The 16019-nt window shown below is 37.3% G+C and carries 8 protein-coding genes and 1 pseudogene; all 9 read left to right on the top strand.

Annotation, left to right across the window (positions count from 1 at the left end; genetic code table 11):
- Positions 1 to 573 precede the first annotated feature (573 nt).
- Entirely contained in the window at positions 574 to 1449 is an 876-nt protein-coding gene (locus L1266_RS20595; protein WP_235378261.1) for a helix-turn-helix transcriptional regulator, read from the top strand.
- Positions 1450 to 4131: an ATP-binding domain-containing protein gene (locus tag L1266_RS20590; RefSeq protein WP_235378260.1), complete on the top strand. Its 2682-nt coding sequence runs from the start codon at positions 1450 to 1452 to the stop codon at positions 4129 to 4131.
- A 77-nt stretch (positions 4132 to 4208) separates the two neighbouring features.
- Positions 4209 to 6944 (top strand): DNA methyltransferase, encoded by a 2736-nt coding sequence (locus L1266_RS20585; protein WP_235378259.1) that lies wholly within the window; start codon positions 4209 to 4211, stop codon positions 6942 to 6944.
- Positions 6937 to 8868, top strand: coding sequence for a DEAD/DEAH box helicase (locus L1266_RS20580; protein ID WP_235378258.1), 1932 nt, complete (start codon positions 6937 to 6939; stop codon positions 8866 to 8868). Before L1266_RS20585 ends, L1266_RS20580 begins: the two co-directional genes overlap by 8 nt.
- A complete protein-coding gene (locus L1266_RS20575) occupies positions 8868 to 10127 on the top strand; it encodes a GIY-YIG nuclease family protein (RefSeq protein ID WP_235378257.1) in 1260 nt (419 codons plus the stop codon). Before L1266_RS20580 ends, L1266_RS20575 begins: the two co-directional genes overlap by 1 nt.
- A gap of 7 nt (positions 10128 to 10134) precedes the next feature.
- Entirely contained in the window at positions 10135 to 11262 is a 1128-nt protein-coding gene (locus L1266_RS20570) for an exonuclease SbcCD subunit D (protein WP_235378256.1), read from the top strand.
- Between the two features lie 10 nt (positions 11263 to 11272).
- The gene (locus L1266_RS20565) at positions 11273 to 14335 is read left to right on the top strand and encodes an AAA family ATPase (protein WP_235378255.1); all 3063 of its coding nucleotides are present in this window, start codon (positions 11273 to 11275) and stop codon (positions 14333 to 14335) included.
- 201 nt (positions 14336 to 14536) lie between these two features.
- A pseudogene (locus tag L1266_RS20560) lies at positions 14537 to 15254 on the top strand (IS30 family transposase); the annotation flags it as partial.
- 527 nt (positions 15255 to 15781) lie between these two features.
- Positions 15782 to 16019: hypothetical protein (locus L1266_RS20555; RefSeq protein WP_235378254.1), on the top strand; the 238-nt coding region annotated here is incomplete at its 3' end.

Genomic DNA, 16019 nt, shown 5'->3' with positions numbered 1-16019 from the left:
TAACGAGGGCTTGATTATAGTGAGACCAGTTTGTGATTTTGCTCATTGTTGTTGCACGGGCTAGTAGGATATAGATGATCTGATCACAGGCTGGCAAGATAGTTCAAACTTTTAGGAAACAACGCCAGATATATATTAAAATAGTGAATTAATTCAATTATTTTACCAAGAATCAGGATGATATATATGTTATAAACTACTATAACAGTTATAAATAATTATAAAATTATAAATAAAAATAATGTAACTCTATATTACTTTTCTTTTCGTTTAAAAATCATAAGAATCTTTAAGGTTTGTAGTGCCAACACAGGCACTGCGTGTGCCAAATAAGGCACTACATGTGCCAAATAAGGCACTACATGTGCCAAATAAGGCACTACATGTGCCAAATAAGGCACTGCCTGTGCCAAATAAGGCACTGTCTGTGCCAGCTAGGACGTTCCCTAGACCAACTGTAGAACAATACTACTTAGGATTAAAATTAGAAGGTATTGATCTAAATCACTTGAAGTATGAATCAAAAAGATACACACTGATAATATATTAATCAAATAGTATAACTTATCTTGCATGGATGAATTTAGTTTTGCACAGAAGCAACGCCTAGCTTATATCGATTTTAAGCTCTACTTTACTGGAATGGTTACTCGCAGTGAGATAGTGAGTCATTTCGAGTTAGGCCTTGCTGCTGCAACCAGAGATCTAAAATTCTACAAAGAAAGTGCGCCTGAGAATATGGCGTATGACAACGTAGAAAGAAAATACCTTATCACAACAAAGTTTAAACCCTTATTTAAACATGATGCACGACGTACTCTGATTAAATTAGCTAATAATATTAGTGATGGTTTTGATTCGATTGGTGATACTTTATTCCCTATTGAATCACCAAGCCAGTTAAACGTACCAGATATTGATGTTATAGCTAAGCTATCCCAAGCAATTATCAACAATAAGTCGATTAGTCTTATATACACGTCTTTAAGCAGTGGTTCAGGTGCAAGAGAATTAGTGCCTCATTCAATTGTAGATAATGGCTTACGTTGGCATTTAAGAGCGTATGATCGCAAATCAAAATCATTCAGAGACTTTGTTTTAACGCGAATTACTCAAATAACAATTTTGCCACAAACACCATCCCCTGAAGAAGGTCAGTCAGAAGATCATCAGTGGATGCGAGTAGTGCAATTACAAATTGTTCCGCATCCAAATAACGTTAAGCATCCAACCGCAATCAAGCTCGATTTTGGCATGAAAAAAGATATGTTAGAAGTTAACGTGCGTGCGGCAATGGCAGGATATTTATTAAGACGTTGGAATGTAGACTGTTCTGAAAAAGCAACACTTTCTGGCTCAGAGTACCAACTCTACTTACAAAACAATAAAACATTATACGGTGCAGAAAATCTCGCACTTGCGCCGGGATATCAAAAGGATAAAGACTAAATGGAAACGCCTGAAAAAATCAAAATTATTGCTTCAGAAGCGGTTAATGTACTAGAAAAGGTTGCTCAAACAGCCAAAAAAAAACTAGCAGAGCTATCTAATAAGATGAATGGTCATGGTCAACTTGCAAGCATCAACTCTTTTAATGATACGCATGCTGTTGATAATATGAGTGAGATAGCTCAATCGATACAGCAAGGCTATATAAGCCTTCAAGACGAACCTGCAATTGCACGGGTTACTTTTGATGATGGTGAGCAGACCAAAACCCTATATATTGCCCGTAAAAGCTCAATCCCTCTTGAAGGTGATGCTAGTCTAGCTAGTTATGACTCTCCTTTAGGTCACTTAGCGTCTTTACAAGTAGGTGATGAGTATACAGCCAATATTGGTGGACAATCACGAGTACTTGAAGTTCTAGAAACACTAACTTTAAAGCCCAGAAAAGGCGAACATGGCTGGGATTCATCATTTTCGGTTTATACGCCTGAAGATGAAGAAACTATCACTATCGATCCATCTTTAAGAAAGCTATTTCAACAAGAAGAAGTAGACCTTTCAGATGAGTCTTTCTTGGATGAGATCCTCAGTGGTAAAACTCCAAGTGATTTTGAAACGGGAGTTAAGCATCAAGTTAGATCGGCAATGAGTCTAAGAGATCAACCTATTCTCGATAAGTTTCAATCTGAAATATTTCGTTTGCCACTTGATAGTCAATTAATTATTTTAGGGCCTCCCGGAACAGGTAAAACTACAACGTTAATTAAACGCCTTGGGCAAAAGCTAAATATTGAATATCTAGAACCAACAGAACAGCAAAAAATTAAAAACTCTCATAGTGGTGAGTCAGGTCATAAAACCAATTGGCTAATGTTTACCCCTACAGATTTGTTAAAGCACTATTTAAAAGAAGCTTTTGCTAAAGAACAAGTCCCTGCATCTTCTGAGCAAATTAAAACATGGGAAAACTACAGTGGTTATTTGGGTAGGAATGTTTTACCAATATTACAATCAAGTAGTCGCAGTGGCTTTATTAAAAAATCGTCACGCCACTTAAATTCATATGCAAGCTCAAACTTACCAGCCGTTTATGATTCATTTATTGAGTTTCATAAATTATCAATGGTCAATGAGCTTAAAGCAAGTATTGACCAGTTAACTATACTTGACGGTCCTTTGTTAAAAGAGATTAGTCAAGCACTAACTTCATTGAAGCAAAGCCTACAGCAAAATGATTTAATAAGTTTTTACCGAAGCCTTGAGCAATACCAAGATAAAATACAAAACCTAATCAAAGAAATAAAAACGGATTCAGAAAAACAATTAAGAGGCGCTTTAGCTTACCAAGTTAACAGTAATAAAAGTTTTATTGCTGAATTAATTAAAGTTATAAATGAATGGAAAAAAAGTAAGTTAACGGAAGTCATTGATGATGAAGAAGACGATGATGACGAAGATGAAGATCAAATTGTTACCCCGCAGCAACAAGCATTTAGTGAATATAAAAAGGCAATAAATGCACTTGGTCGTGCTAAATACTTGAAACGTAGCCTACCAAAAAACAGTTTATCAACAGCAATTATAAAATGGCTAGATGAAAGACTACCCGAAATTGAAAAGCTGAAAGGTTTAGGTAGCCTAGCCATTCAAATGCGTGAACTAAGAAAATTTAAAAATCCAGAAGTTAAATATGTAAAAAACATAGCTAAGAGTTATCGTGCATTTCGTAAATCTGAAGAGCAATTTAAAAAATGGTTTGAGAGTTCACCAGCCAAGCCTAGTCATATTGAACAGTCAGAATTGGATCTTCTCATTTTAGCAAATTTAAAAATGGCAAGAGAGCTCCTTAAAGAAAGGTTCATTCTACAAAAATTAGATCAAGGTGGTTATAACCAACTTAATTTAATCAATGAAACATTTAAAAATCAAATACTAGTAGATGAGGCAACAGACTTCTCACCTATTCAGTTGGCAAGTATGGAAGCTTTGACTACTCCTTCTATCGGTTCTTTTTTTGCTTGTGGTGACTTCAATCAAAGGATTACAACAGAAGGTACTAAAAGCGCAGAGCAACTTAGTTGGATATCTTCAAAACTAAGAACTGAGTCAATAAATATCGTTTATCGTCAAAGTGAGTTGCTTAATAACTTTGCCAAAGAACTACTAACAAAAATGGAAGGCGACATTGAGTACGGTGGAGAGCTTCCTAAAAACTCAAACCATAAAGGCGTAATGCCAGTGTTATTAGAAAATACTGGTGATAACGCGCAAATAGTTACTTGGTTAAAGGACAGAATTTCTGAAGTCGAGCAAGAAGTAGATGTACTCCCTAGTATCGCGATTCTGGTTAATCATGAGAATGAAGTTAAGCCATTGGCTGATGCTTTATCAGAAGAGTTAGAAGACTTAAACATTCGAGCTGTAGCTTGTAGTGATGGCCAGTCGTTAGGTGAAGGTAACGATGTTCGAGTGTTTGATGTACAACACATTAAAGGTCTCGAATTTGAAGCCGTTTTCTTTGTTGGCGCCGATATTTTAGCAGAAAATATCCCTGAGCTATTTGATAAGTACCTTTATGTAGGTGCAACAAGAGCGGCAACTTTCTTTGGTGTTACATGCCATAAATCAGCCCCTACATTAATAAGTAACTTACGCCCATCTTTCCAAGAAAACTGGGCTTAGTTGGTTTAAAAAAACTATGCAAGGTGAATAGCAATTAACCCTCGTTTTCACCGGTAAAAATATTGATGGATTATTAAATGAACATTTCCCAAATAGAAGAAGTTGTTAAGAAGTTAGTTGTTGATGTTAACGCTGGTAGCGTTAACAAGGACGAGTTTGTTTATCAGTTGATGGCAGCATATGGTCATCGTAAAACAACAATCGGGCGCATCAAATCAGGTGAACGTAACTTGGCTGATGTTACTGGGGAAGTTAGGGCGAAGCGCCATGTTTATTTCAAACATTGCCAAGGGAATAATGTGTTATCAGATATCGATAGCATGAAGAAACAGCCTTCTGTTACCCGTGAGAAAATTCGATTCGTTATTGCTACCGATTTCAATCAGTTTGTTGCTCTAGATACTCGTACCAACGACACACTTGATATTGAATTTAACGATTTAGGTAAGCATTTTGATTTCTTCTTACCTTGGGCCGGAATGGAAAAGGCTGTTTATCAAGGTGAAAACCCTGCTGACGTTAAAGCTGCTGAGAAAATGGCGAGGCTGTTTGATCTTATTAAGGCTGATAACTTCAATGATGATAATAAGCACGACAAACAAGCACTCCACAATTTAAATGTATTCTTAACTCGTTTGTTGTTTTGCTTCTTTGCTGAAGACACGGGAATTTTCAAACAAAATCAGTTTAGTGGTGAATTAGAGTCTCATACCAAAGTTGATGGTTCTGATGTTGCAGAGTATTTAAATCGTTTGTTTGAAGTATTAAATACGCCCAAAGACAAACGAGCGGACTTACCTGATTATTTAGCGAACTTTGAGTTCGTCAACGGTGGCTTGTTTGCCGACAATATCCAATCACCAAGGTTTTCAACTAAGTCTCGTAAAATGCTGATTGAATCGGGCAGCGAGTTAGATTGGTCTGATATTAATCCAGATATTTTTGGCTCAATGATCCAAGCAGTAGTCCACCCTGACCAGCGTGGCGGTATGGGAATGCACTACACCTCAGTTACCAACATTATGAAGGTGATTGAACCGCTTTTCTTGGATGAGTTATACGCAGAGCTTGAAAATATTGAAGACAATATTGATCCGAAGTTAAAGCCTAGCCGCTTACGAAAGCTTCATGACCGTATTGCCGAAATTAAGGTTTTTGACCCTGCTTGTGGCTCAGGAAACTTCTTAATCATTGCGTTTAAAGAACTTCGTAAACTTGAAATGGAAATCATAAAACGGCTTCAAGAGTTAGGTAAAAATGATAATCAAGACGACTTGTTTGGTGCTGTTGGTTTAGATTCGTCTTTCTCAAGGATTAAGCTTAGTCAATTTTATGGAATTGAACTGGATGACTTCGCACATGAAGTCGCAATACTCTCTCTTTGGTTAGCCGAACATCAAATGAACGTTGAGTTTAAAGCCGAGTTTGGTGAGTGTGAACCTTCATTACCTCTTAAGCAAGGCGGTAATATAGTCAACAATAACGCAGCTACATTTGACTGGGCTACTTTTATTGGACCTACTGAATCAGAAGTTTTTGTGCTTGGTAACCCACCTTACCTTGGTGCACGTCAGCAATCACAGGCTCAAAAATCTGATATGAAACATGTTTTTGGGAACGTAAAAGGTTTAAATGATTTAGATTATATTTCCATCTGGTTTGTAAAAGCTTCTCGTTTACTGGGTAAGTTTAGCAAGTTACATGCTGCGTTTGTATCGACAAATTCTATAAGCCAAGGTGTTCAAGTTGCAACGCTTTGGCCTCATGTTTTTAAAAATGGAGCGGATATTTCCTTTGCCTATGAATCATTTAAATGGACAAATAATGCAAAGAAACAAGCTGGAGTAATATGTGTCATTATTGGAATAAAGGGAAAAGGGAATTTTCCTAAGTATTTATTCAATAATGACTTCCGTTATAAAGTTTCAAATATAAACCCATACCTCAGAGAAGGTGAAAATGTCTTTGTACAGCAAAGAAAAAGGCCCATATCGTTGCAACTTCCAGAAATTAACTATGGTAGTTTTGCATTGGATGATGGTAATTATACGTTAGATAAAGACGAATATTTAAGCCTAATTTCAGAGAATGATCTTACTAAAGAATCAATACGAGAATTCATAGGAGCTAGAGAGTTACTTCAAGGCCATAAGCGATATTGCTTATGGTTAAGCCCAGAAACTGACTACTCTTTATCACCAAGCATTAATAATAGAATAGATAAAGTTCGGAAGTGGCGTTTTGAAAGCTCAAGAAAGGCAACTCAAAAATTGGCGGAAACGGCCGAATTGTTTGCAGAGATTAGACAGCCTGATGTTGAGTATTTAGCGTTTCCAACTATCTCATCAGAAAGAAGGGAGTATATTCCATCTAAGTATTTTGACTCAAAAGTTATAGCATCTAACCAAATATACGTAGTTCCAAATGCTCCTTTATGGCTGTTTGCTATTCTGTCTTCTTCTATGCACATGAGTTGGATAAAAAATATAGGTGGGAGGCTTAAATCTGATTATAGATATTCATCTTCTCTATGTTACAACACATTTCCAGTCCCTAAACTAAACGAGAGCCATAAAGAAAAATTGTCAGAATATGCTATCAACATTCTCTCAAGCAGAGAAAGTTATTCAGATAGAACGCTTGCGAAACTTTATGATCCAGAACTCATGCCTGATGATTTGAGACATTCTCACAAAGAATTAGATTCTTATATCGAAGCGATATACCGTCAAGAGTGTAAATCAAAATCGACAGATCATTTAAGCTTACTACTTGAAATATACTCAAAATTGACAGGAGGTCAAAATGCCTAATTTAATGCACTTTGAATATGCACAAAGCGGTGCTAGTTCCAACACAAATAATATGGGAATGCGTGCTATGCAGGCCCGTGCTTTTGAAGCACGCAATAGCCAATACTTATTATTAAAAGCACCTCCAGCTTCTGGTAAGTCAAGGGCGCTAATGTTTTTAGCATTAGACAAGTTGCGCAACCAAGGCATAAAAAAGGCTATAGTGGCTGTGCCAGAACGTTCTATTGGCGGTTCATTTGACTCAACTGAATTAAGTAAGTACGGCTTTTTCTGCGATTGGGAAGTCGATAACGACAATAATCTTTGTACTCCCGGTGGTGAAGCTAGCAAAACTAAAGCGTTTAAACGGTTTATCGCTAATGATGACCAAATCCTTATCTGTACTCATGCTACTTTACGCTTTGCTTTTCAAGAAATAGAAGATAGCGCATTTAATGATTGTTTGATTGCGATAGATGAGTTCCACCACGTTTCTGCTGACGGTGATAACGTGTTAGGTGATGTGCTTCGCAGCATAATGGCGAATACCAATGCTCATATTGTTGCTATGACAGGCTCTTACTTTCGTGGTGATAGCATTCCAGTATTAACACCAGAAGATGAAGCACAATTTGATAAAGTATCGTTCAACTATTACGAGCAACTCAATGGTTATAATTATCTCAAGTCGCTAGGTATCGGCTATCACTTCTATCAGGGCCGTTATACCGATGTTATTCATGAAGTCTTAAACTCAGAAGAAAACTACGGCAAGAAAACCATCATTCATATTCCAAATGTGAACTCAGGTGAGTCAACCAAAGAAAAGTACGATGAGGTTGATGCAATACTTGAAGTGTTAGGTGATGCAAGACCACGCGACCCTGAAACGGGAGTTATTACGGTAGAAAGACCAGACGGCACTTTAATAAAGGTTGCAGACCTTGTTGAAGAAAATAATCGTGATGTAATTCAAAACTACCTACGCAACATCAAAAGCGTAGATGATATGGATGTGATCATTGCGTTAGGGATGGCAAAGGAAGGGTTTGACTGGGAATATTGTGAACATGCCTTAACTGTTGGTTACAGAAGTTCATTAACTGAAATAATTCAGATTATAGGGCGTTGCACTCGTGATAGCTCAAACAAAAATCATGCGCAATTTACGAATTTAATTGCTCAGCCAGATGCAGAAAATGACCAAGTAACGATTGCCGTGAATAACATGCTTAAAGCGATCACTTGTTCACTGCTTATGGAGCAAGTACTGGCACCCAACTTTAAGTTTAAAGCTAAAAAAGATGATGACTTTGAGCCAACGCCACCGGGCACAATGAAAATTGACGGTAGTTTTAAAGAGCCAAGTACTAAACGCACTAAAGATATTGTTGAATCAGACTTAGCTGATTTAAAAGCAGCTATTTTGCAAGATGACAAAGTGATTGCCGCCTCAGCAGGTAAAGTTGATCCAGAAGTCGTTAATAAAATACTTATCCCTAAGATAATTCAGCGTAAATATCCTGATTTAACTGAAAAAGAAGTTGAAGAGGTTCGTCAATATGTTGTTGTAGATTCAGCGGTTAGTACTGCGGAAGTAAGTGAGCAAGGCGGTAAGAAGTTTGTTCGCTTAGCTGATAAATTTATTAACATTGATGAACTGAGTATTGATTTAATTGATGAAATTAATCCATTCCAAAAAGCGTTTGAGATACTGTCGAAATCAGTAACAACTGATGTGCTTAAGCTTATTCAAGAGTCGATTGAAACGACCCGTATTCAAATGAACTTTGAAGAAGCGAAATTACTATGGCCTAAAGTTAAGCAATTTGTTCATGAGCAAGGTCGAGAACCTGACTTAAATGCGTCTGACTTTACTGAAAAACGTTTGGCTGAATGCCTAATTTACATCAAGCAAGAAAAGCGCAAAAGGATGCAAGCGTAATGAAGAACGAAGATTGGCAAAAATTAAAATCAATGGAGTTGGATGATTGGCTGAGCTTAGTGTCTGAAGACGACGATTTAGGGATCACTAAGGTAAAAGCCAAAGCGAAAGCGCCTACAGCAGATGAACATTTGGTAGCTAAATTCCAAGAAATCAACGATTTCTTCAGGACTAATCAGCGGTTGCCAGAGAATAACATGACGAATATCAGTGAGCTGATGCTATTCAAAAGGCTTGAGTCTATTCGCGGCAATGATAAGCAGTGCCATGCTTTGGTTGATTTTGATGAATTCAATTTGTTACCGCTGACGCATGAAGTAGCAGAGGTTGCTGAACCAAAAGCTCAGTATAAGCCTGAACCCAAAGTTATAAATTCGATAGATGATATCTTCGATGATGATGACTTTGGCTTGCTTGGTGAAGCCGAAGACAGCATTTTTAATATGAAGCATGTTAAGTCAGGCCCTCGTGCTGAGAGTGACTTTGTTGCTCGCAGGAAGAGCTGTAAGGACTTTGATAAGTATAAAGATTTGTTCCCTGTTGTTCAGCAAGAGCTAAATTCTGGCAAACGCAAAATTGTTGAATTTGATGACAAAGGAGAAAAGCTTCTCGAAGGTCAATTCTATGTGCTTAGCGGAGTACTGATGTACTTAGAAAGCATTAGTTTCAGTAGCGAAGAAAAAACTGTAGATGGCAAACGGTTTCGAAAAGATGGGCGAACTCGATGTATCTTTGAAAACGGTACTGAGTCAAACATGTTATACCGTTCTTTGGCTAAGTCTTTATATGCAGACGGTAAAATTGTAACACCTGTTGGTAATCACTTTGCTGAAGTTAAGACAATAAACGATGATGATCAGTCTGCTGGTTTCATTTACGTTTTATCAAGTGAAAGTGAAGATCCTCGTATTAAATCTATTCCTAATTTGTTCAAAATTGGTTATGCCACAACACCTGTCGCTAAGCGCATTGCAAATGCTTCTAAAGAGCCAACTTACTTAATGGCCCCAGTAAATGTTGTTGCTGAATATGAGTGTTACAACATGAATACTCAGAAGTTCGAAAACCTTATTCATACTGTATTTAAAGACGTTTGCTTAGATATCGAAGTAGCAGATCTTAGTGGGAATATGTGTAAACCGAGAGAATGGTTTAGTGTACCTATTAAGCAGGTAAATACGGCTATTGAGTTAATAGTAAATGGGCAGATTGTTAATTATAGATATAACTCAAAAACAAAGAAAATTGAGTTGAGATAGGGATATTATGAAATTTATACACACCTCTGACTGGCATATTGGCCGCCAATTCCACAATGTTTCGTTACTTGAAGATCAAAAGCATGTACTTAACCAGTTAATTGAATACATTAAATCGGAAGATGTTGATGCGCTAGTGATTGCCGGTGATATCTATGATCGTTCATTACCTCCAGCAAATGCAGTCGAGCTGCTAGATGATGTTTTAAAGTCGATTTGTATGGACCTGAATATACCCATTATTTTGATTCCTGGAAATCACGATAGTGCTGAAAGAGTTCGGTTTGGTGCTAAGCAAATGAAAGAGTCAGGTTTACATATCATTGGTAGTTTAAATGATATTTCTGATCCTGTGGTGATTAAGATTAAGGACCTTGAAGTAGCATTTTATGGTATCCCCTATTGCGAGCCGTTAACTGTTAGAGACACTTTCGATGGAGAAGTAAAAAGTTTTGATGATGCACATACCTTCTTAGTTGATGAAATAAAAAGTGTGATGTCTGACGAACAAGTCAACGTGTTGATTAGCCATTGTTTTATCGATGGTGCCTCAGAGTCAGATTCTGAGCGCCCTCTTCAGATAGGTGGTGCAGATAGAGTCAGTTTTGAGCCATGCCTTGATTTTGATTATGTTGCCTTGGGGCACCTTCATAGTCCCCAATATAAAGGCGCTGAGCATATTAGATACTCAGGTTCAATAATGAAATATAGCTTTTCTGAACAAAATCAGAAAAAAGGCGTAACGCTTGTAGAAGTTAATAGCAATGGTCTTGTTTCACAGACACATTTACCTCTGAAACCCTTAAGGGATATGAGAGTAGTTGAAGACGAATTAGAGACCATTATTGAACAAGGGAAAGTTGATCCTAACGCCGATGATTATCTTTTAGTTAGATTGACAGATAAACACGCTATTTTAGATCCTATGGGAAAACTACGAGCTGTTTACCCCAATGTATTGCATTTAGAAAAGCCGGGCATGTTTGAAGTGAGTTCTACCGAATTGAAACAGAAATCATTAAAACAGAGTGAATTAGACATGTTTAAAGATTTCTATTCTCAAATTGCTGGTCAAGAAATGTCAGAGGAACAAAACAAGCTAGTTTCTGAACTTATTAATGGATTAACAAAATAAAGGAATAAATATGAAACCACTTAAGCTAAGTGTACAAGCTTTTGGCCCTTTCGCTGGAACTGAACATGTTCAATTTGATGAATTAGGCATTAATCCTTTATTTTTGATAAACGGACCCACAGGTGCCGGAAAAAGCTCAATATTAGATGCTATCTGTTTTGCACTATACGGCCAAACAACTGGATCAGAACGGTCAGGCTCACAAATGCGCTGTGACTTTGCAGATATTAAACTGCTAACAGAGGTTACGTTAGATTTTAGTTTGGCCGAGAAAAGTTACCGTATAACCCGTGTACCAATGCAAGAACGAGCAAAGAGTGTTGGAGAAGGAACAACATCTCAAAATTCAAAAGCAACATTATGGGAGCTTGATGGAACCGATACCAACCGACTGATTGTTTCATCAAGTGTTAAAGATGCTGATACTGAAATTAAAAACCTTATAGGGTTAGATGTAGAGCAATTCCGTCAAGTAATGGTTTTACCTCAAGGCAAGTTTAGAGAGCTATTATTGGCTGACTCAAAAGACAGAGAAAAAATATTCAGTCAGCTATTTCAAACTTCTATTTACAAAAAGATTGAAGACGCTTTAAAGCTTCAGGCGGCAGAAATAAGAAAAGCTGTTGAAGAGCACAGAAACAAAATCAAAGGTATTCTCGAAGGTGCAGAAGTAAACACTGAAGATGAAATAGATTCCACTATCGAATTAATCAAGCCCGATTTGGTACAAGCACTTAAAGAAAAAACAGCTAGCAACAAAGCCGTTTCAGATTTCGAAAAAGCTGTTGAAGAAGCTAAAAAGCTGCTGAAAAAATTTGAAGATTTTGATGCAAAAAGCAAAGAGTTAGAGCAACACAAGCTATCCAGTGAGCAAATTGAAAGTAAAAAATTGAAATTACAACTTGCCTCTACAGCTCAAAAAATAAAGCCAATATTTGATTCTGTTATCAACTCAAGTAAAGCATTAACTGAAATCAAGGGTAAGTCTGAACAGAGCAATAAAGACCTATTGGAGTTCGGCGAAAAGCTCAAAGCCGCCATACATTCTTTTGATAAAGCAGAAGAAGCGCACAAAACTGCTGATGCTTTACAGAAAAAACAAACAGATTTAAGGCAATTTTTAAAACTTGCAAGTGATTTACAGCGAGCTATTTCAGTACTTTCATCAGCTAAAGTAACTGCAACTGAAAGTAAGGCTGCACTCGAAGCTAAACAAAAAGATATAGAAGCAATAAAAAGCGAGCTCTCTGACAAAGAGCAAAATCTGGAAAAGCTGTCTGTCGCAATTCAACCTTTAGCTAACGAACAAATTCAACTAGATAGATTGAGCCAAGTGCTTAACAAAAGAAATAACTTAGAGACCTTAAGTGATGAGTTATCCGAGTTAAATCGATTAACCTCAGGGAAAAAAACAACTTTAGATAAGTCAGAATTAGACTTAGACGCTAAAATTAAAGCGGCTAAAAAAACTGAGTTTTCGTGGCACGCTAACCAAGCGGCCATTTTGGCAAGCGAATTATCTGATGGAGAGCCTTGCCCTGTATGTGGCAGTGAGGCGCACCCTAAATTAGCGAGCACACATGATACAAGCTCGATTGTTACAAAAGAGGATGTCGATAAAGCTAGAGAACTTGTAACTAAATCAAATAAAGCTAAAGAAGCAGCAAAATCAGCATATGACGAAGCGCTTGCTAATGAAAAAGTAAAACAAGGATCAATTACTACGTTAAAAGCTGAGCTCGGTGAGTCTGCGAATAAATCACTAGTAGAAGTGAAGTCAGCCCATGAAATTCAAGAAGCTAAGGTTAAAAGCTTACTTTCTATTAAAGATAATATAAAAGAGATCAGAGATAGCATCCCTTCAGATAGAGATAAATTATCGGAAATAGAACAGACGATTAAAGCGCTAGAAGCAAAAGCATCTTCAGACGCTGAACTTCTAATTATTGCAAACTCTAATGTTGCACAGCTAGAGATTCAAACACCTGAAGATTTCCGAGATATTGAAAAGCTTCAGTCTGAAATTAAATCATTAACTCAACAGCTAACGGCTTTAAATGACGGCCTTATCTCAGCAAGGAAAAATAAAGAAGAGCAAAAATCGGCTTTTGATAAAGCAGAAGCTACCGATAAATCTATAGCTAGCCAATTAGTTGATACAGAAAAACAGGAAAATGCGGCTCAAATAGCGTGGCAAAAAGCTCTAAACGAAAGTGTTTTTGAAGACCTAAATCATTTTAAAAATTCTTTACTTACTGATGAAAATCAAGCTCAACTAAGTGATGATATTGAACAGTATAAAACAAAACTCGATACCTTAACGGGAGCTAATTCGTTACTTGCTCTAGAATTAAAAGATACCAATAAACCTAATCTAGACAATATTGAAAATGCGTTATTGCAAGCTAAAACCGATTTCAAAGTTAAAGACGAAAGATGGCGTCAATTAGAGGAACGAAATAATCAGCTTATATCTGTTAAGAAAAAACTAATTGAAGCGCATAAGAAAAATGAAGAACTAGACAAGCAGTACAAAACCGTTGGTACATTATATGAGGTTTCTAATGGATTAACTGGAGATAAGGTTAGCCTTCAACGCTTTGTACTCAGTGTTTTATTAGATGATGTTTTAATTCAAGCTTCTCAACGACTTTCAATTATGAGTAAAGGCAGGTATCAATTAATCAGAAAAGAGGAACGTGCAAAAGGCAATAAAGCATCAGGTTTAGAATTAGAAGTAGATGATGCATACACTGGTAAAGCAAGGCCTGTAGCAACACTTTCTGGTGGTGAATCATTCATGGCGGCATTGTCTTTGGCTCTTGGTTTGTCTGATGTCGTTCAGTCGTATTCTGGTGGGATAAAGCTAGACACTTTATTCATAGATGAAGGTTTCGGTAGTTTAGATCCTGAATCACTCGACTTAGCTGTTCGTACTTTAATTGATCTTCAAGCAACTGGCCGCATGATTGGCATTATCTCTCACGTTACTGAATTAAAAAGCCAGATGGGACATAGAGTTGATGTTAAATCAGGAAGGTCTGGTAGCGAAATTTCTGTTGTGGTAGCGTAAACAGTCGATATAACCTAGGTAATAAGGAAGCTTAATGAAAATTGATAATAGTAATACCGCCCGAATTCAGATAATAAGTGCACCACTCATGGTTAATGGGTGACAGACGATCAACTGCCTGTTGGTGGTATTCTAACATCGCCAAACAATTAGAGTATTACCATGAGTTACAAGCAGTTGATCGAAGGATAACGATACCAAATCGAAGCCTACTTACGCGAGGGTTTCAGTTATCGGCAGATTAAAAGTGAGTCATAGCACCATCAGTCGAGAAGTTAGACGCAATCAAATTCGCCAGAATCATTATCTGCCCGAGGTAGCTCAGGCTAAAACTCATAAATGGCGGCGTTAGGCAACGAAGTATTCTGTACCAGAGCTGACAATTGCCTTTGCTGAATTCGGATTAGAACAGAAATGGAGTCCAGAGCAGAACGCCGGTGTAGGAAATATTATCGGTCTTCGAGTGAGCCATGAGTGGATTTATGGCTATGTGCAACGTGATAAATTGTGTGGCGGTAAGTTGTATAAGCAATTGCGACAAGGTCACCGACGTTACCGAAAAGGCAGCCGAGAAAAGCGCATTATCATCCCTAACCGTGTAGGGATTGAACACCGCCCAGCCATTGTCGACAGAAAGAAACGGTTTGGGGATTGGGAAGTCGATACTGTTCTAGGTAAGCAAGGAACAGGGGCGATAGTCAGCTTGGTTGAACGCAAAAGTAAGCTGTATCTGATACGTAAAGTACCAGCAAAGTGTGCGGCTGATGTGAGCCGAGCTATGGTTAGCATGTTGTGGCGTTATCGCCGTCACGTTCATACCATAACGGCAGATAATGGGTGTGAATTCTGTGAGCACGAACAGGTTGCAGAGAAACTGAAAACGGATATCTATTTCTCCAATCCATACTCTGGATCTGAACATTGAATAATTTGTTCATATTCACAGTAAACAGCGCTTACTTACAACTAAATTCAGAATCCAATGATTTTTCATCAATTAATCTTTTTCGATCCAATTAGTTTTATATTTTTTGCAAAGTTTTAACTCTTACCAATTACTACTAAAACTTCATCAACTCATACTTTAACTACTCAGTACTTTATAGGTAGCAAGTATAATACTGTTTCATATTATGTTATAAATATATATAACAATTATAAATAATTATAAAGTTATAAATAAAAATAATGTTTAGCAAAACGCTCTTTGACTTTTTATAGAAATGTACGGAATTTACAAAAAAGTCAGTGCCTTATGTGGCACGGTCAGTGCCATCTGAGACACCGTCAGTGCCACATAAGGCGCAATCAGTCAATTCTTAGGCGAAGTCATAAATATTTTTTGGTAAAAGTTTTAAACTACATAGAAACATAAAGTTAGCCAGATATTCAGATTAAACCGATCTCAGATAGTGCTGAACCATATTATCACCGACGACCGGAGCAATGTGCTCCGATACTTTTGATGAATTAATTAAAACATCAAGCAAGGCAGATATTCAGATTAAACAGATCTCGGATAATGTTGACCCAACACTAACACTAGAAGCATCGGAGCAATGTGCTCCGATACTTTTGAATGAATTAATTAAAACATCAAGTAAGGCAGATACTCAGATTAAACAGGTCTCGGATAATGTTGAACCAACACTAGAACCATCGGAGCAATGTGCTCCGATACTTT

Origin of the sequence: Pseudoalteromonas sp. Cn5-37 (assembly GCF_021532495.1) — a bacterium.
GTDB classification, from domain to species: Bacteria; Pseudomonadota; Gammaproteobacteria; order Enterobacterales; family Alteromonadaceae; genus Pseudoalteromonas; species Pseudoalteromonas simplex.
The sequence above is the reverse complement of the archived record's forward strand: the minus strand, read 5'-3'. Positions and strand labels throughout refer to the sequence as shown.

What these genes read in the sequence shown, in the direction of transcription:
- L1266_RS20595 (WP_235378261.1), top strand. Translation starts at nt 574, where the DNA reads ATGGATGAATTTAGTTTTGCACAGAAGCAACGCCTAGCTTATATCGAT.
- L1266_RS20590 (WP_235378260.1), top strand. Translation starts at nt 1,450, where the DNA reads ATGGAAACGCCTGAAAAAATCAAAATTATTGCTTCAGAAGCGGTTAAT.
- L1266_RS20585 (WP_235378259.1), top strand. Translation starts at nt 4,209, where the DNA reads ATGAACATTTCCCAAATAGAAGAAGTTGTTAAGAAGTTAGTTGTTGAT.
- L1266_RS20580 (WP_235378258.1), top strand. Translation starts at nt 6,937, where the DNA reads ATGCCTAATTTAATGCACTTTGAATATGCACAAAGCGGTGCTAGTTCC.
- L1266_RS20575 (WP_235378257.1), top strand. Translation starts at nt 8,868, where the DNA reads ATGAAGAACGAAGATTGGCAAAAATTAAAATCAATGGAGTTGGATGAT.
- L1266_RS20570 (WP_235378256.1), top strand. Translation starts at nt 10,135, where the DNA reads ATGAAATTTATACACACCTCTGACTGGCATATTGGCCGCCAATTCCAC.
- L1266_RS20565 (WP_235378255.1), top strand. Translation starts at nt 11,273, where the DNA reads ATGAAACCACTTAAGCTAAGTGTACAAGCTTTTGGCCCTTTCGCTGGA.